Origin of the sequence: Pseudomonas sp. PvP001, assembly GCF_040546375.1 — a bacterium.
Classification (GTDB): domain Bacteria; phylum Pseudomonadota; class Gammaproteobacteria; order Pseudomonadales; family Pseudomonadaceae; genus Aquipseudomonas; species Aquipseudomonas coleopterorum.
The window spans coordinates 4163277-4181247 of the sequence record NZ_JBEPNQ010000001.1 but is presented as its reverse complement, the minus strand read 5'-3'; the positions used below and the strand labels follow the sequence as shown (position 1 = coordinate 4181247).

At 61.7% G+C, this 17971-nt stretch carries 11 protein-coding genes and 2 pseudogenes; 8 read left to right on the top strand and 5 right to left on the bottom strand.

Going from position 1 to position 17971, the window contains the following annotated elements:
* Positions 1–80 precede the first annotated feature (80 nt).
* From gloB to fabI, 8 genes and pseudogenes are all read left to right on the top strand, one after another.
* Positions 81–861: pseudogene (gloB, locus tag ABMD26_RS19215) on the top strand (hydroxyacylglutathione hydrolase).
* 99 nt (positions 862–960) lie between these two features.
* On the top strand, positions 961–2406 hold the full coding sequence (locus ABMD26_RS19210; protein WP_320522696.1) for a lytic transglycosylase domain-containing protein: 1446 nt from the start codon (positions 961–963) through the stop codon (positions 2404–2406).
* Positions 2407–2544: 138 nt separating this feature from the next.
* Positions 2545–4377: an extracellular solute-binding protein gene (locus tag ABMD26_RS19205; protein ID WP_354311261.1), complete on the top strand. Its 1833-nt coding sequence runs from the start codon at positions 2545–2547 to the stop codon at positions 4375–4377.
* Positions 4374–6206 carry an extracellular solute-binding protein gene (locus ABMD26_RS19200; RefSeq protein ID WP_354311258.1) on the top strand — a complete coding sequence of 611 codons (1833 nt, stop codon included), beginning with the start codon at positions 4374–4376 and terminating at the stop codon, positions 6204–6206. Before ABMD26_RS19205 ends, ABMD26_RS19200 begins: the two co-directional genes overlap by 4 nt.
* A 1-nt stretch (position 6207) precedes the next feature.
* Entirely contained in the window at positions 6208–7281 is a 1074-nt protein-coding gene (locus ABMD26_RS19195; RefSeq protein WP_049858842.1) for a microcin C ABC transporter permease YejB, read from the top strand.
* 1 nt (position 7282) lies between these two features.
* Positions 7283–8302, top strand: coding sequence for an ABC transporter permease (locus ABMD26_RS19190; RefSeq protein WP_049858843.1), 1020 nt, complete (start codon positions 7283–7285; stop codon positions 8300–8302).
* Position 8303: 1 nt separating this feature from the next.
* A complete protein-coding gene (locus ABMD26_RS19185) occupies positions 8304–9914 on the top strand; it encodes an ABC transporter ATP-binding protein (RefSeq protein ID WP_320522693.1) in 1611 nt (536 codons plus the stop codon).
* Between the two features lie 18 nt (positions 9915–9932).
* Positions 9933–10727: an enoyl-ACP reductase FabI gene (gene fabI, locus ABMD26_RS19180; RefSeq protein WP_049858845.1), complete on the top strand. Its 795-nt coding sequence runs from the start codon at positions 9933–9935 to the stop codon at positions 10725–10727.
* A 182-nt stretch (positions 10728–10909) separates the two neighbouring features.
* Here fabI and ABMD26_RS19175 read toward each other — a convergent pair.
* From ABMD26_RS19175 to clpP, 5 genes and pseudogenes are all read right to left on the bottom strand, one after another.
* A pseudogene (locus tag ABMD26_RS19175) lies at positions 10910–12785 on the bottom strand (SurA N-terminal domain-containing protein).
* A gap of 171 nt (positions 12786–12956) precedes the next feature.
* Entirely contained in the window at positions 12957–13229 is a 273-nt protein-coding gene (locus ABMD26_RS19170) for an HU family DNA-binding protein (RefSeq protein ID WP_049858847.1), read from the bottom strand.
* 143 nt (positions 13230–13372) lie between these two features.
* Positions 13373–15769 carry an endopeptidase La gene (lon, locus tag ABMD26_RS19165; protein WP_122743538.1) on the bottom strand — a complete coding sequence of 799 codons (2397 nt, stop codon included), beginning with the start codon at positions 15767–15769 and terminating at the stop codon, positions 13373–13375.
* Positions 15770–15920: 151 nt separating this feature from the next.
* On the bottom strand, positions 15921–17207 hold the full coding sequence (clpX, locus tag ABMD26_RS19160) for an ATP-dependent Clp protease ATP-binding subunit ClpX (protein ID WP_049858849.1): 1287 nt from the start codon (positions 17205–17207) through the stop codon (positions 15921–15923).
* A 112-nt stretch (positions 17208–17319) separates the two neighbouring features.
* Positions 17320–17955 (bottom strand): ATP-dependent Clp endopeptidase proteolytic subunit ClpP, encoded by a 636-nt coding sequence (clpP, locus tag ABMD26_RS19155; RefSeq protein ID WP_049858850.1) that lies wholly within the window; start codon positions 17953–17955, stop codon positions 17320–17322.
* Positions 17956–17971 lie beyond the last annotated feature (16 nt).

The window sequence follows — 17971 nt, the reverse complement described above, 5'->3', positions numbered from 1 at the left end:
ACGATCTCCCACGCTGAGGTTCACCTAATGCCGACGCGGCACTAAGATGGACCATTAATCGAAATCAAGCGAACCGAGCCATGATACAGATTCAAGCGCTGAACGCTTTCTCCGACAACTACATCTGGTTGTTACAAGACACTGCGGCGGGCGAATGTGCAGTGGTGGATCCGGGCGACGCCGGGCCGGTCGAGCGATGGCTGGACGCCCACCCCGACATGCGCCCTGACCGACATTCTCATCACCCATCACCACAATGACCATGTGGGCGGCGTCGAGGCGCTCAAGCGCCGCACCGGTGCCCAGGTCAGCGGGCCCGCCCAGGAATCGATACCGGCCCGCGACCGCGCGCTGCACGACGGCGACACCCTGGACGTGCTCGGCCTGCACCTGCAGGTGCACGACGTACCGGGGCACACGGCAGGCCACATCGCCTTCTATCACGCCAGCGATACCCAGCCCCTGCTGTTTCCGGGCGACACGCTGTTCGCCGCCGGCTGCGGTCGCCTGTTCGAAGGCACGCCGCAGCAGATGCACGCCTCGCTGTCGCGCCTGGCCCAACTGCCCGACGACACTCAGGTCTACAGTGCCCACGAGTACACCCTGAGCAACCTGAAATTCGCCTTGGCGGTCGAGCCCGGCAATCCCGACATCGCTCAACGGCTGCAAGAGGTCACCGCGTTGCGTGAGCGCAACGCTATCACCCTGCCCACTTCGATCGGCCTGGAAAAGCGTACGAACCCTTTTCTGCGGGTCGCTGAAACATCCGTTAAACAAAAAGCGGACGAACGGGCCGGAACGGCTCATGGCACGGCGCAGGCGGTGTTCGCAACCTTACGTAGTTGGAAAGATAAGTTCTGAAGGCCGCTGATTTGTGTCGGAAATTTCTCAAAGGTTGACCGACCTTCGGTCACTTTCTAGAATCGCCCGACATTTTCGCGCGGAACTATCCTCCAGCCAATGTCGTCATCCATACGCACAACCCTCAAGTCCGACGCATTGACGCGACTGGCCCAAGCGATCGCGGTCACCCTGTGCGCCGGTCTGGCCGGTTGCCAGAGCACGGCGAGCGTCTCTTCAGGCACTGGCCAGGACGCCCGCCCCCATGCGCTGACCGCCCACGTGCGGCCCAAGCCGATCTTCGTCAACCAGGCCCAGGCCAAGAAGGCCCCGCACGACGTGTGGGAGCGCATTCGCGACGGTTTCCAGCTGCAAGACAGCATTGCCATGAACCCGCGCGTCGAGCAGCAGCGTCTGTGGTTCGTCAGCAACCCGTCGTTCCTGGAAAGCGCCAGCGGTCGCGGCAGCCTGTACATGCACTACATCGTCGAGCGCCTGGAAGAACGCGACATGCCGTTGGAGCTGGCCTTGCTGCCGGTCATCGAAAGCGCGTTCAACCCCATGGCCTACTCGCGCTCCGATGCCTCCGGGCTGTGGCAGTTCATCCCCTCCACGGGTCGCTACTTCAACCTGCGCCAGACCAACTTCTACGACGGCCGTCGCGATGTCACCGCCTCCACCGGCGCGGCATTGGACTACCTGAGCAAGCTGCACGAGATGTTCAACGGTGACTGGCTGCTGGCCCTGGCGGCCTACAATGCCGGTGAAGGTACGGTCAGCCGGGCCATGGAGCGCAACGAGAAACTGGGCCTGCCCACCGATTACTGGAACCTGCCCCTGCCGCAGGAAACCCGTGACTACGTGCCCAAGCTGCTGGCCCTGGCCGAACTGGTGCAGTCGCCCCAGGCCTACGGTGTGAACCTCAACCCGATCGCCAACCAACCGTACTTCGATGTGGTGGAGGTCAACCAGCGCGTCGACCTGTCTCGCGTCGCGGCACTGGCCGGCATCGACGAAGACGAGATGTTCCAGCTCAACCCGGCGTTCAAGAAGCGCGTGACCATGGAGCCCACCCAGCACCTGCTGGTGCCCACGGCCAAGGCGCAATTGCTGACCGCCAGCCTGTCGAACATGAAGCCCGAAGAACTGCTGACCCTGGCGCCCGCCCAACGCGTCTTCGACGAAGTGGCAGTGGTGCAGCCCAGCCGGCCCAAGTCGTACACCGTGCGCCGCGGCGACAACCTGGCGTCGATCGCCAAGGCAAACAAGGTCGACACCCGCGACCTGCAGCGCTGGAACCGCCTGACCGGCAAGAACCTCAAGGTCGGCCAGACCCTGGTGATGCAGGCCGAGACGCAATCCAAAGGCCGGGTGGTAGCCAAGGCCGGGTCGGCCGCCAGCGATGCGCAGAAAACCACCACCTACAAGGTGCGCAAGGGTGATTCGCTGTACCTGGTCGCCAAGCGCTTCAATGTCGAGATGCAGCACCTCAAGCGCTGGAATCCGCGCAGCGGACATGCGCTCAAGCCCGGCCAGACCCTCACGGTCTACCTGAACCGTCGCTGAGTGCGCCTGACCCCGCAACGATCCGCCCTGGCGGACGTTGCAGGGCCAGCCGAATGCCACCACCACTCTTCTTCCTGCTGAGACAAACTGTTACTGTAAGCGCAACAAAGCCATTGCCGACCGGTTCGGATTCATGAATTGATGCGTCCCCTCCTTCTCAGCCTGCTGGGCCTTGCGTTGAGCACCTGTGCCAACGCGACGATCACCCAGAGCCACGGCTATGCGCAATTCGGATCGCTCAAATACCCGGCTCGCTTCAGCCACTTCGATTGGGTCAATGCCGAAGCTCCCAAGGGCGGCACCTTGCGCACGATGGCCTTCGGCACCTTCGACACGCTCAACCCCTACACCTTCAAGGGCATCAGCCCGGTCCAGACCGCCAACTTCCTGCAGTACGGCATCAGCGAGCTGAACGAGCCGTTGATGGTCGGCACCGGGCAATACGCGCCTTCGGGTGATGAACCCACCTCCAGCTACGGCCTCATCGCCCAATCGGTGGAATACAACGAAAGCCGCAGCTGGGTCGTGTTCAACCTCAGACCGCAGGCGCGCTTCAACGACGGCCATCCGATCACCAGCGCGGACGTGGCGTTCTCTTACCGAACGCTGTTGAGCCAGGGTCATCCGATGTACCGGACCAACCTGCAGGAAGTGCTGCGGGTCGATGTGCTGAGCCCGACGCGGATCCGCTTCGTGTTCAAGCGTTCGGGCAACCCGCTGCTGATCCTGCGCCTGGGCGAGTTGCCGATCCTGCCCAAGCACTACTGGCAAGGCCGGGACTTCCAGGCCACCACCTTCGAGGTGCCGGTGAACAGCGGCCCGTATCGGATCACCCAGGTGGTGCCGGGCAGAAGGCTGGTGCTGGAGCGGGATCGAAACTGGTGGGGCAAGGACCTGCCGGTCAATCGCGGCAAGTACAACTTCGACCGCATGGAAGTCGAGTTCTACCGGGACAGCGACGTAGCCTTCGAAGCGTTCAAGGCGGGCGAGTTCGACATCTACATCGAGCACCAGGCCAAGAACTGGACCAACGGCTACGACTTTCCAGCCGTGCGCCGCGGGGAAGTGATCAAGGCGCAGATCCCCCACAAGATCCCGACGCAGACCCAGGGCCTGTTCTTCAATACCCGTCGCCCGGCCTACAGCGATCCACGCGTGCGCGAGGCGCTGGGCCTGCTGCTGGATTTCGAATGGACCAACCGCGCCCTGTTCAGCGGCGCCTATCGGCGCACCGAGAGCTACTACCCCAACAGTGAATTCGCCGCCACCGGCCTGCCCAGCGGCAAGGAACGGCTGCTGTTGTCGGCGTACAAAAGCGCGCTGAGCCCGGCCTTGTTCCTTGAGGCGCCGAGCATGCCCGGCACCGACGGCAACGGCATTCCCCGGGCCACACTGCGCCAGGCGCTGCACCTGCTTGGCGAGGCCGGCTGGACGTTGCAGGGCGACCGCCTGCGCAATGCCGCTGGGCAGCCGCTGCGCCTGGAGATCCTGCTGGTCAATTCCAATCTGGAGCGCATCCTGGGCCCCTATGTCGCCAACCTGGCCAGCATCGGCGTGCAGGCCAACCTGCGCAGCGTGGACCGCGCGCAGTACAAGCAGCGTCTGGACCAGTTCGATTTCGACATGATCTCGCTGACCCTGCCGCAGACCCTGAGTCCAGGGCTCGAGCAATGGCAGTACTTTCACTCCAGCCAGGCTGCGGTGCGCGGCAGCAAGAATTACGCGGGCATCGCCAACCCGGTGGTCGACCGTCTGCTCGAACAGTTGCTCGCCGCCCAGAGCCGCGACGACCAGGTGGCCGCCGCCAAGGCGCTCGACCGCGTGCTCCTGTCGCAGCACTACATGGTTGCCAACTGGTACCTGGACTACCACCGCCTGGCGTACCGCAGCCGGTTGGCCTTCGTCACTACCCCGCCGTACACCCTGGGCCTGAGTGCCTGGTGGATCAAGCCTACGGAGAAGATTCGATGATGCCCTTACGTGCCCTGAGCAAGGCCCTGAGCGCTGTCGCGCTGTGCATCGCCGCCAGCGTGGCGCATGCCGCGCCGCAGCATGCACTCACGCTGTACGACGAAGCGCCCAAATACCCTGCGGACTTCAAGCACTATGACTACGTGAACCCCGACGCGCCCAAGGGCGGTACCTTTCGCCAGAAAGGCGTGGGCAGCTTCGACAGCCTCAACCCTTTCATCAGCAAGGGCGTGCCCGCCGACGACATAGACCTGATCTACGACACCTTGGCACGGCGGAGTCTGGACGAGCCCTTCACCGAGTACGGCCTGGTGGCCGGCCGCATCGAGAAAGCCCCGGACAACAGCTGGGTGCGCTTCTACCTGCGTCCCGAGGCGCGTTTCCACGATGGCCAGCCCATGCGCGCCGAAGACGTCGTGTTCAGTTTCCAGACCCTGATGCAAAGCGGCTCGCCGCTCTACCGAGGCTACTACGCCGATGTCGCCGACGTCGTCGCCGAAGACCCGCTGCGGATACTGTTCAAGTTCAAGCACAGCAACAACCGGGAACTGCCGCTGATCCTCGGTCAACTGCCGGTACTGCCCAAGCATTTCTGGCAGGGCCGGGACTTCACCAAGGGCAGCCTGGACATCCCCCTGGGCAGCGGTCCCTACAAGGTCGCCGAGGTCAAGGCGGGTCGCTCGATACGCTACGAGCGGGTCAAGGACTACTGGGCACGCGACCTGCCGATGAACCGCGGGCTGTTCAACTTCGATGTGCTCGATATCGAGTACTACCGTGACAGCACCGTGGCCCTGCAAGCCGGCAAGGCCGGGCAATTCGACTTCTGGCTCGAAAGCAGCGCGAAGAACTGGGCCACCGCCTACGACATCCCGGCGGTTCGCGAGAGACGCCTGTTGCGCGAGGAAATCCCCAACGGCAACCCGACCGGCATGCAAGGCTTCGTCTTCAACCTGCGCAAGCCGCTGTTCCAGGACGTGCGCGTGCGCGAGGCCCTGGCGTTGGTGTTCGATTTCGAGTGGACCAACAAGCAACTGTTCAACGGCGCCTACCTGCGCACCGACAGCTATTTCGAGAACTCCGAGATGGCGGCTTCCGGCCTGCCCAGCCCGGCCGAACTGAACATCCTCGAACCGCTGCGCGGACAGATTCCCGAACGCGTCTTCGATACGCCGTTCAGCAACCCGGTCACCGACGCCAGCGGCATGCTGCGCGAACAGCAACGCCAAGCCTACAAACTGCTGCAGGAGGCCGGCTGGCGCATCGTCGACGACAAGATGGTCGATGCCCAGGGCACACCGGTGAAGATCGAGTTCCTGCTGACCCAGGCCGACTTCGACCGAGTGCTGCTGCCCTACAAGCGCAACCTGGCGGATCTGGGCATCGAACTGGTGATCCGGCGTGTCGATGTCTCGCAATACGTCACTCGGGTGCGCTCGCGCGACTTCGACATGATGGTCGGCAGCTTCGCCCAGTCCACCTCGCCCGGCAACGAGCAGCGCGAGTACTGGGCCAGCTCCAGTGCCGACAAGCCCGGTAGCCGCAACTTCATGGGGCTCAAGGACCCGGCCATCGACAGCCTGGTGGAGGGCCTGATCAATGCGTCCTCGCGCCAAGACCTGATCGACCACACCCGCGCCCTGGACCGGGTACTGCTCTGGGGCCACTACGTGGTCCCCAACTGGCACATCAAGACCTGGCGCGTGGCGTACTGGAACCACATCGGCCACCCCGCCATCACGCCGCGCTACGACATCGGCGTGGAAACCTGGTGGAGCAAGCCCCAGGCCACGCCTGCGGTCACCACCACGCCTTCAGGGACGCCATAAGATGCTGGCCTACATCCTGCGCCGACTGCTGCTGATCATCCCCACGCTATTGGGGATCCTGATCATCAATTTCGCCATCATCCAGGCCGCGCCCGGCGGGCCGGTGGAACAGATGATCGCCAAGCTCGAGGGATTCGACGGCGCCACCAACCGCATCGCCGGTGGCGGCGCCGAAGTAGCGGTCGCCGGTTCCAGCTACCGCGGTGCACAGGGCCTGGACCCGGCCCTGGTGCAGGAAATCGAGAAGATGTACGGCTTCGACAAGCCAGCGCCCGAACGCCTGTGGATCATGATCAAGAACTACGCGCGGCTGGACTTCGGCAGCAGCTTTTTCCGCGACGCCAAGGTCATCGACCTGATCGTGGAAAAGATGCCGGTGTCGATCTCGCTGGGCTTGTGGAGCACCTTGATCATGTACCTGGTGTCGATCCCCCTGGGCATCGCCAAGGCCACCCGCCACGGCAGCCATTTCGATGTCTGGACCAGCTCGGCGATCATCATCGGCTACGCCATTCCCGCGTTCCTGTTTGCCATCCTGTTGATCGTGGTGTTCGCCGGCGGCAGCTACCTGGACTGGTTCCCGCTGCGCGGCCTGACCTCCAACAATTTCGAGGAGCTGAGCTGGGGCGGCAAGGTACTCGATTACTTCTGGCACCTGGTGCTGCCGGTCAGCGCGCTGGTCATCGGCCACTTCGCCACCATGACGCTGCTGACCAAGAACAGCTTCCTCGATGAAATCGGCAAGCAATACGTGGTCACCGCCAAGGCCAAGGGCCTGAGCAATCATCGTGTGCTGTACGGCCATGTGTTCCGCAACGCCATGTTGCTGGTGATCGCCGGCTTCCCCTCGGCCTTCATCGGGATCTTCTTTACCGGCTCCCTGCTGGTGGAGGTGATCTTCTCCCTCGACGGTCTGGGCCTGATGAGCTTCGAGGCCGCGATCAACCGCGACTACCCGGTGGTGTTCGGCACCCTGTTCATCTTTACCTTGTTGGGGCTGGTAGTGAAACTGATCGGCGACCTTACCTACACCCTGGTCGATCCACGCATCGACTTTGGCCACCGGGAGCATTGAGATGAACCTGTCTCCCCTCAACCGACGCCGCTTCGAGCGGTTCAAGGCGAACAAGCGTGGCTGGTGGTCGCTGTGGCTGTTCCTGGTGCTGTTCGGCCTGAGCCTGGGCGCCGAGCTGATCGCCAACGACAAACCGCTCGCGGTGCGCTACGACGGCGAATGGTATTTCCCGGCCTTCAAGCGCTATCCGGAAACCACCTTTGGCGGCGAGTTTCCCCTGGAAGCCAACTACAAGAGCCCCTACATCCGCGAGCTGCTGGCGGCCAAGCAGAGCTGGACGCTGTGGGCACCGATTCCGTTCAGCTACCAGAGCATCAACTACGACCTCAGCGTACCGGCACCGGCGCCGCCGTCCGCGCAGAACTGGCTGGGCACCGACGACCAAGGCCGCGACGTGCTCGCGCGGGTGATCTACGGCTTCCGCATCTCGGTGCTGTTCGCCCTGACCCTGACCATCGCCAGCTCGGTCATCGGGGTGATCGCCGGGGCGCTGCAAGGCTTCTATGGCGGTTGGGTGGACCTGGCCGGCCAGCGTTTTCTGGAAATCTGGTCCGGCCTGCCGGTGCTGTACCTGCTGATCATCCTGGCCAGCTTCGTGCAGCCCAATTTCTGGTGGCTGCTGGGCATCATGCTGCTGTTTTCCTGGATGAGCCTGGTGGATGTGGTACGCGCCGAGTTCCTGCGTGGCCGCAACCTGGAGTACGTGCGCGCCGCCCGCGCGCTGGGCATGCAGAACGGCGCCATCATGTTTCGCCATATCCTGCCCAACGCCATGGTTTCGACCATGACCTTCATGCCGTTCATCCTCACCGGTGCGATCGGCACCCTGACCGCGCTGGATTTTCTCGGCTTCGGCCTGCCTGCCGGCTCACCGTCGCTGGGCGAGCTGGTGGCCCAGGGCAAGTCCAACCTGCAAGCGCCCTGGCTGGGCATCAGCGCCTTCACCGTGCTGGCCCTGATGCTCAGCCTGCTGGTGTTCATCGGCGAATCCGCCCGTGACGCCTTCGACCCGAGGAAATGACATGCGCCAGGACAATCTGATCGAGGTCCGCGACCTGGCCGCCGAGTTCGTCGCCGGTGAGAGCCGCCAACGCGTGGTCGAGAACATCAGCTTCGATATCCGCCGGGGCGAAACCCTGGCGCTGGTGGGCGAAAGTGGCTCGGGCAAATCGGTGACGGCGCACTCCATCCTGCGCCTGCTGCCCTACCCGCTCGCCCAGCACCCCAGCGGCACCATTGCCTACAATGGTCGCGATCTGCTCACGCTGCCGGAAAAACAACTCAGGCAGATTCGCGGCAATCGCATCGCCATGATTTTCCAGGAGCCGATGAGCTCGCTCAACCCGCTGCACAACATCGGCAAGCAGATCGGCGAAGTGCTGGCCCTGCACAAAGGGCTGACCGGAGCAGCCGCCACCCAGCGCACCCTGCAGTTGCTGGAACTGGTCGGGATCGGCGAACCGCACAAACGGCTCAAGGCATTGCCCCACGAGCTGTCGGGCGGCCAGCGTCAACGCGTGATGATCGCCATGGCCCTGGCCAACGAACCTGAACTGCTGATCGCCGACGAGCCCACGACCGCGCTCGACGTTACGGTGCAGCTGAAGATCCTCGAATTGCTCAAGGAACTGCAGGCCCGACTGGGCATGGCCCTGCTGCTGATCAGCCACGACCTGAACCTGGTGAAGAGAATTGCACACCGGGTATGTGTCATGCAGCGCGGTCGCATCGTCGAACAGGCTAGCTGCGAAGAATTGTTTCGTGCACCACAGCATCCGTACACACAGGTGCTGCTGGGGGCCGAACCCAGCGGAGCGCCTGCGGCAACGCAGATCGGCGAGCCGATTCTGTCGGTCGACGACCTGCGCGTCTGGTTTCCCATCAAAAAGGGGTTTCTGGGTCGCACCGTGGATCACGTCAAGGCCGTGGATGGCATCCAGTTCGAGCTGCCCCGTGGTCAGACCCTGGGCATCGTCGGAGAAAGTGGCTCGGGCAAGTCGACGCTGGGTCTGGCCATCATGCGCTTGATCGCCAGCCGTGGCTCGATCCGCTTTCAGGGTGAGGCCCTGGACGGCTTGCCCCAGCAACAGGTGCGCCCGCTGCGCAAGCAGATGCAGGTGGTGTTCCAGGACCCCTTCGGCAGCCTCAGCCCACGGATGAGCGTGAGCCAGATCGTCGGCGAAGGCCTGCGAATACACAAGATCGGCAACGAGGCCGAGCAGGAACAGGCTATCATTGCCGCGCTCGAAGAGGTTGGGCTGGACCCACAGACCCGGCATCGTTACCCTCACGAGTTCTCCGGCGGGCAGCGGCAACGTATCGCCATTGCCCGGGCCTTGGTTTTGAAACCGGCGTTGATCCTGCTGGACGAGCCCACATCGGCGCTCGACCGCACCGTTCAACGCCAGGTAGTGGAGCTGTTGCGTTCACTGCAACTGAAATACAACCTGACCTATTTGTTTATCAGCCATGATCTGGCGGTAGTCAAAGCGCTGAGCCACCAGTTGATGGTGATCAGGCACGGTCAGGTCGTCGAACAAGGGGCGGCGCGGGATATCTTTGCCGCGCCGCAGCACCCTTATACACAGCAGCTGTTGGAAGCAGCCTTTTTGGCCCCAACGGCTGTCGATTAACCTGAAGAGGAACAACACATGGGTTTTCTCGCCGGTAAGCGCGTCCTGATCGTCGGTGTCGCCAGCAAACTGTCCATCGCATCCGGCATCGCTGCCGCCATGCATCGCGAGGGTGCTGAACTTGCCTTCACCTACCAGAACGAAAAGCTCAAGGGCCGCGTCGAGGAATTCGCCGCCGGCTGGGGCTCCAGCGCCGATCTGTGCTTCCCCTGCGATGTGGCCAGCGATGCTGAAATCGCCTCGGTCTTCGAAGCCCTGAGCAAGAAGTGGGACGGCCTGGACGTCATCGTTCACTCCGTCGGCTTCGCCCCGGGCGACCAGCTCGATGGCGACTTCACCCAGGCCACCACCCGCGAAGGCTTCCGCATCGCCCACGACATCAGTGCCTACAGCTTCGTGGCCCTGGCCAAAGCCGGTCGCGACATGATGAAAGGCCGCAACGGCAGCCTGCTGACCCTGTCGTACCTGGGCGCCGAGCGCACCATGCCCAACTACAACGTCATGGGCATGGCCAAGGCTTCGCTGGAAGCCGGCGTGCGTTACCTGGCCGGTTCCCTGGGCCCGGAAGGCACCCGCGTCAACGCCGTATCGGCCGGTCCGATCCGCACCCTGGCAGCCTCGGGCATCAAGAACTTCCGCAAGATGCTGGCCGCCAACGAAGCGCAGACCCCGCTGCGTCGCAACGTCACCATCGACGAAGTCGGCAACGCCGGCGCGTTCCTGTGCTCCGACCTGGCGTCGGGCATCAGCGGTGAAATCATGTACGTGGACGGCGGCTTCAACACCACCGCCATGGGTGATATCGAAGAGTAAGCTGGCTTCGGTCGGTTGAAGAAACGCCGCTGATTTCAGCGGCGTTTTTTTATGGCTGGGTTTATCGGTGGCGCAAGGAGTAGTGGTGACATGTGGGAGCGGGCTCTGCCCGCGAAGAGCCCCTGAATCCACCAAAAAACAAAAGGCCGCATGCGCGGCCTTTCGTTCAAACATCCATCACCTCAATATTTGGTGATGTCCGCCTTGGTTTCCAGCAGCTTGCGGTACGCCGCGAAATCCTGCTGACCCATGCGCGACGCCAGGAAGCGACGGTACTGGGTCTTCTCTTCATCGCTAGGCGCTGCAGCTTCGTTCACGCCGTCCAGGCGCAGAACCACGAAGCTACCGTCCTTCAGCGTCACGCTGCTGAACTCGGGCTTGTCCTTGGCCTGCGGTTTGGGCATCCGGAACAACGCCTGCAGCTCGGCCGGCTCGATGCCGTCCTGACCGCGGCTGACCGCCTCCAGCACTTTCCACGGCTGACCTTCCTGACTGGCGCGCCAGCGGCACCTTGCCATCGCGCAGACCGGCCAGCAGCGCTTCGCCCTTGGCCTTCACCTGGGCTGCGGCATGCTGCCTGGCCAGCTCGGCACGAATCGGTCCGGCCACGGCTTCCAGCGGCAGTTGCTCAGGCTTGCGATGCTCCTTTACGCGCACCACAACCATGGTTTCCGGGTCCAGCTCCAGCGCAGCGCTGTTGGAACCCTCCTCCAGCACTTCAGGGCTGAATGCGGCCTGAACCACGGCACGGCTGGCAGTCACGCCCTGGCTGCCGCCTTCCTTGCCGAACGGCTCGGAAGTGTGGACCTTGAGGCCCAACTCCTGCGCAGGCTGCCCCAGGTCCGAGGCCTCGAACGCCGAATCTTCCAATTGCTTAGTAGCGGTCACGAAGCGCTGTTCAACTTCCTGAGTCTTCAGGTCGCTGGTCAGCTTGGCCTTGAGGCTGGCGAAGGTCGGTACGTCCGGAGCCTGCACGTCTTCAAGCTTGATCAGGTGCCAGCCGAAGTCGGTGCGAACCGGCGCCGAGACCTGGCCCTTGCTCAGGGCATTGAGCGCGGTTTCGAACGCTGGGTCGTACACGCCATTACCAGCGAAACCGAGGTCACCGCCATTGCTGGCCGAGCCTGGATCCTGGGAGACTTCCTTGGCCAGCTTGGCAAAGTCCTCACCCTTCTCCAGACGTGCCTGCACTTCCTCGATCTTGGCCTTGGCCTGCGCGTCATCGAGCTTGTCGTTGACCTCGATCAGAATGTGCGCGGCACGACGCTGCTCGGACAGGTTGGCGATCTCTTTCTGGTAGGCGTCCTGGAGATCCTCGTCCTTCACGGTGACCTGGTCGAAGAACGAAGACTTCTTCAGCTCGACGTAGTCGATGACCACCTGATCAGGGCTCATGAACTCCTTGGCGTGTTCGTCGTAATGCGCCTTGACCTCGTCGTCGGTGACCTTGGTCGTCGACGGGTCCGCCTTGAACGTCAGCGAAGCGAAATCACGGGTCTGCTTCTCGAGGCGAGCGAACGCGGCAACCTGCTCGTCGGTCACAAAGCTGCTGCCCGCCAGGCCGGCACGCAGCTGGCCGATGAGCATCTCTTCGGAGAGCATCTGACGGAACTGCAGACGGCCGTAGCCCATCTGGCGAATGACCTGATCGAAGCGTTCGGCGCTGAACTTGCCGTCGACCTGGAATTCAGGCGTCTGCAGCATGATCTGGTCGAGCGCGCCCTCAGAGAAGGCGAACTTGGCGTCATGGGCGCCTTGCAGCAGCAGCTTGCGATCGATCAGGCCCTTGAGGGCCGCTTCGCGCAGCATCTTGTCGTCGAGCAGGGCTGGATCGAAAGCCTTGCCCAGCTGTTGCATCAGTTGGCGACGTTGCATCTCGGTTGCCTGACTGAGTTCGTTCAAGGTGATCTCGTCACCGTTGACCTTTGCAGCGTCCTGGCTATGGCTGGCGGCCTGGAAGATCGCGTCGAAACCGGTCAGCGCCATCAATACGATGATCAAACCGATGATGGTCTTGGCAATCCAGCCCTGGGAGTTATCCCTGATGTTCTGCAGCATGCATCCCCCGAAAACGGCCGTACAGATAGAGCGACCGCGGAGAGTAATAGGAATCCGGATAGAAGAAAGGCGCATCCGAGGATGCGCCTTCTCGTAACTCGCGGAGCTTGCTCAGCTCCACTCCTGCTGCCGGCATTGCCTGGCAGCAGGTAGCAAAGGCGTGGCCGAAGCTTAGTTGACAGCTTCTTTCAGGGCTTTACCGGCTTTGAAGCTGGGCTTCTTGGCGGCCGCGATTTCCAGGGCCTTGCCGGTTTGCGGGTTGCGACCGGTACGCGCCGGGCGATCAGTCACGGAGAACGTACCGAAACCTACCAACACAACCGAATCACCGGATTTCAGGGCACCCGTCACGGATTCGATCACGGCGTCCAGCGCCTTGCCAGCTGTAGCTTTGGAGATATCAGCAGATGCGGCGATTGCGTCAATCAGTTCCGACTTGTTCACTATAAGTCCCCTTATATCGATATTTTGAGTTGTTTCTAAGTATGTGGTGAAACGTGCGCCGGGTGGCTGTCGACACAGCAAGTGCCGATTTATAACAAGGGCTTAAAAAAGCTGTCAAGAAAGCCACCCAGTCAAATCAAGGCTCAATGCGTGCTGATTCGTTCCTTGGAATCCGTATCGCGTTTCTCATCCTTGGCGACAATCTCGGGAGCCACATCGGGCAAGGGCTCCGGCGCGTATTGCAGCGCAATTTGCAGGACTTCGTCAATCCATTTAACAGGTTTAATCTGCAGATCCTGCTTGATATTGTCGGGAATTTCCTTGAGATCGCGCACGTTTTCTTCAGGGATGATTACAGTCTTGATTCCACCACGATGGGCCGCCAGCAACTTCTCCTTCAGCCCGCCGATGGCCAATACCTGGCCACGCAAGGTGATTTCGCCGGTCATGGCGACATCGGCGCGCACCGGAATCTGGGTCAGTGCCGAAACCAGTGCGGTGCACATGCCGACACCGGCGCTCGGGCCATCCTTGGGGGTAGCGCCTTCGGGCATGTGGATGTGCGTGTCGTGCTTCTCGTGGAAGTCCGCTGCAATGCCCAGGCTTTTGGCACGGCTGCGCACCACCGTCTGCGCCGCGGTGATGGATTCGACCATCACGTCACCCAGCGAACCGGTCTTGATCAACTGGCCCTTGCCTGGGATGACCGCCGCTTCGATGGTCAGCAACTCGCCGCCCACCTGAGTCCACGCCAGGCCAGTGACCTGACCGACCTGATCCTGCTGCTCGGCCAGACCGTAGCGGAACTTGCGCACGCCCAGCAGGTGATCCAGCGAATCGGGCGTGACCTTGACCGTGAATTTCTTCAGGTGCGCATGCTCTTTCACCACCTTGCGGCAGATCTTGGCAATCTGACGTTCCAACCCCCGCACGCCCGCCTCGCGGGTGTAGTAACGGATGATGTCGCGAATCGCATCGACCTCGATCTCAACCTCGGACTTCTTCAGGCCGTTGGCTTCGATCTGCTTGGGCGAGAGGTACTTGATCGCGATATTGATCTTCTCGTCTTCGGTGTAGCCCGGCAGACGGATGACTTCCATGCGGTCGAGCAGCGCCGGCGGGATGTTCATCGAGTTCGAGGTGCACAGGAACATCACGTCGGAAAGATCGTAGTCAACTTCAAGGTAATGGTCGTTGAAGTTGTGGTTCTGCTCCGGATCCAGCACTTCCAGCAAGGCCGAGGCAGGATCGCCGCGCATGTCGCTGCCCATCTTGTCGATTTCATCGAGCAGGAACAGCGGGTTGCGAACGCCCACCTTGGTCATCTTCTGGATCAGGCGGCCGGGCATCGAGCCGATGTAGGTGCGACGGTGCCCCCGAATCTCGGCCTCGTCACGCACGCCACCCAGGGCCATGCGCACGAACTTGCGGTTGGTGGCATGAGCGATGGATTCGGCCAGGGATGTCTTGCCCACACCCGGCGGCCCTACCAGGCACAGCACCGGACCGCGGATCTTCTTCACCCGCTTCTGTACGGCGAGGTATTCGAGGATACGTTCCTTGACCTCTTCCAGACCGTAGTGGTCGGCATCGAGAATGCTTTCAGCGCGCGCCAGGTCCAGACGCACCTTGCTCTGCGCCTGCCACGGCACCTGCACCAGCCAGTCGATGTAGGTGCGCACCACGGTCGCTTCCGCCGACATCGGCGACATCTGCTTGAGCTTGTTCAACTCGGCCGTGGCCTTGGCCAGGGCGTCCTTGGGCAGGCCCGCGGCATCGATGCGCTTCTTCAGCTCTTCGACTTCGTTGTGCCCTTCCTCACCGTCGCCCAGCTCTTTCTGAATGGCCTTCATCTGCTCGTTCAGATAGTACTCGCGCTGGCTGCGCTCCATCTGCTTCTTGACCCGCCCGCGAATGCGCTTCTCGACCTGCAGCAGGTCGATCTCGGCATCCAGCAGGGCCAGCACGTGTTCGACACGCGCAGGCAGCTCGATGATTTCGAGTATTTCCTGCTTCTGTTCGATCTTCAGCGCCATATGCGCAGCCATGGTGTCGACCAGGCGGCCGGGCTCATCGATGCTGTTGAGCGAGGACAGCACTTCGGCCGGAACCTTCTTACCCAGCTGCACGTACTGCTCGAACTGGCCCAGCAAGGTGCGCACGAACACTTCGGACTCGCGGTCCGGAGCATCGATCTCGTCGATCAACTGCACTTCGGCACGAACGTGGCCGTCGATCTCCAGGAACTGCTCGACACTGCCGCGCTGCTCGCCTTCGACCAGCACCTTGACAGTGCCGTCGGGCAGCTTGAGCAACTGCAGGACAGTGGCGACAGTGCCGACACGGTACAAGGCGTCTTCACCTGGATCGTCATCGGCGGGATTCTTCTGCGCGAGCAAAAGGATCTGCTTTTCGCCCGACATCGCCGCCTCGAGGGCTTCGATGGACTTCTCACGACCCACAAACAGCGGGATAACCATGTGCGGATAGACGACGACATCGCGCAATGGCAGGAGAGGCAATTCGATGGTTGTCTTCATGATTTCGCCTCTACAGCGGCCCCGAAGGCCGTAAACAGATGGAATTGAACATGCCTTCAATGTGGGGGCTTGCCCGGCAAAAAACAAGTTCGCTGTCTGAAAAACGAAAAGGGCCCGTAGGCCCCTTCCTTGTTTCAGCTCAGATTTTCGATCAGGCGTCGGGTGCAGCCTTCGCCGGCGGCTCGCTGTTTTCGTAGATCAACAGCGGCTTGGACGTCCCTTCGATCACGCTTTCGTCGATGACCACTTTGCTGACATCCGTCTGCGAAGGAATCTCGTACATGGTGTCGAGCAGAATGCCTTCCAGGATCGAACGCAGGCCACGGGCACCGGTCTTGCGCTCGAGCGCGCGACGGGCAACCGATTTCAACGCGTCGGTACGGAACTCGAGATCCACACCTTCCATTTCGAACAGCTTGCCGTATTGCTTGGTCAGCGCGTTCTTGGGTTCGGTGAGAATCTGGATCAGTGCCGCTTCGTCCAGCTCGTCCAAGGTGGCCAGCACCGGCAGACGACCGACGAACTCGGGAATCAAGCCGAATTTGACCAGGTCATCGGGTTCGACTTCGCGCAGCGACTCGCCAACCTTCTTGCCTTCCTGCTTGCTGCGCACCTGGGCACTGAAACCGATACCGCCCTGGGTGGAGCGATTCTGGATGACCTTCTCCAGGCCGGAGAATGCGCCACCGCAGATGAACAGGATGTTGCGCGTGTCGACCTGCAGAAACTCCTGCTGAGGATGCTTGCGACCACCCTGAGGCGGTACCGAGGCAACCGTGCCCTCGATCAGCTTCAACAGCGCTTGCTGCACGCCTTCGCCCGAAACGTCACGGGTGATGGACGGGTTGTCCGACTTGCGCGAAATCTTGTCGATTTCGTCGATGTAGACGATGCCCATCTGGGCCTTCTCGACATCGTAGTCGCACTTCTGCAGCAGTTTCTGAATGATGTTCTCGACGTCCTCACCCACGTAACCGGCTTCGGTCAGGGTGGTGGCATCGGCGATGGTGAATGGAACGTTGAGCAGGCGAGCCAGGGTTTCGGCCAGCAGCGTCTTGCCCGAACCGGTCGGGCCGATCAGCAGGATGTTGCTCTTGCCGAGCTCCACGTCGTCATTCTTCTTGTCACGCTGGTTCAAGCGCTTGTAGTGGTTGTACACCGCTACTGCGAGAACCTTCTTGGCGCGCTCCTGGCCAATCACATACTGATCCAGGATGCCGCTTATTTCTTTGGGCGAGGGCAATTTATGCGCGCTGCTCTCGGCCTGGGCTTCCTGCACCTCCTCGCGGATGATGTCGTTGCACAGGTCGACGCACTCGTCGCAGATAAAGACCGAGGGGCCGGCAATCAATTTGCGCACTTCATGCTGGCTTTTGCCACAGAAGGAGCAATAGAGCAGCTTGTTGCCGTTGTCCTCGCCGTTGCGGGTGTCAGTCATTCGATCGATCCAAATCCGATAGGCTTGCAACACAAGATGAAGGCTATTGCGGGCTTTTTCAAGCCCGGCAATGGTCGGGCATGCCAACCAGCCCTATTTTGAGCGGCTTATGTTAAGCGGGGCGACGGTCAATCACTTTGTCGATCAGGCCATAGGCTTGCGCAGCTTCGGCACTCATGAAGTTGTCGCGGTTGGTGTCGCGCTCGATTTCTTCCAGGGTGCGCCCGCTGTGCTTGGCCATCAGCGCGTTGAGACGCTCACGGATAAACAGGATTTCCTTGGCATGGATTTCGATGTCCGACGCCTGGCCCTGGAAGCCGCCCAGTGGCTGGTGAATCATCACGCGTGAGTTCGGCAGGCAGAAACGCTTGCCTTCGGCACCGGCGGTCAGTAGGAATGCGCCCATGCTGCAGGCTTGGCCAATGCAGGTGGTCGACACGTTCGGCTTGATGAACTGCATGGTGTCGTAGATCGACATGCCTGCAGTGACCGAACCGCCTGGGGAGTTGATGTAGAGATGGATGTCCTTGTCCGGGTTTTCCGCCTCAAGGAACAGCAGCTGCGCACAGATCAGGTTGGCCATGTAGTCCTCTACCGGGCCAACCAGAAAGATCACTCGTTCCTTTAGCAGGCGTGAGTAGATATCGTAGGCGCGTTCGCCACGAGCGGATTGCTCGACAACCATCGGGACCAGGCCGCCAGCGGCCTGGATATCAGAGTTCTGCTGAATATAGGAATTACGGAACATGCTCTGCAGTTACTCC

What these genes read in the sequence shown, in the direction of transcription:
- ABMD26_RS19210 (WP_320522696.1), top strand. Translation starts at nt 961, where the DNA reads ATGTCGTCATCCATACGCACAACCCTCAAGTCCGACGCATTGACGCGA.
- ABMD26_RS19200 (WP_354311258.1), top strand. Translation starts at nt 4,374, where the DNA reads ATGATGCCCTTACGTGCCCTGAGCAAGGCCCTGAGCGCTGTCGCGCTG.
- ABMD26_RS19195 (WP_049858842.1), top strand. Translation starts at nt 6,208, where the DNA reads ATGCTGGCCTACATCCTGCGCCGACTGCTGCTGATCATCCCCACGCTA.
- ABMD26_RS19190 (WP_049858843.1), top strand. Translation starts at nt 7,283, where the DNA reads ATGAACCTGTCTCCCCTCAACCGACGCCGCTTCGAGCGGTTCAAGGCG.
- ABMD26_RS19185 (WP_320522693.1), top strand. Translation starts at nt 8,304, where the DNA reads ATGCGCCAGGACAATCTGATCGAGGTCCGCGACCTGGCCGCCGAGTTC.
- fabI (WP_049858845.1), top strand. Translation starts at nt 9,933, where the DNA reads ATGGGTTTTCTCGCCGGTAAGCGCGTCCTGATCGTCGGTGTCGCCAGC.
- lon (WP_122743538.1), bottom strand. Translation starts at nt 15,769, where the DNA reads ATGAAGACAACCATCGAATTGCCTCTCCTGCCATTGCGCGATGTCGTC.
- clpX (WP_049858849.1), bottom strand. Translation starts at nt 17,207, where the DNA reads ATGACTGACACCCGCAACGGCGAGGACAACGGCAACAAGCTGCTCTAT.
- clpP (WP_049858850.1), bottom strand. Translation starts at nt 17,955, where the DNA reads ATGTTCCGTAATTCCTATATTCAGCAGAACTCTGATATCCAGGCCGCT.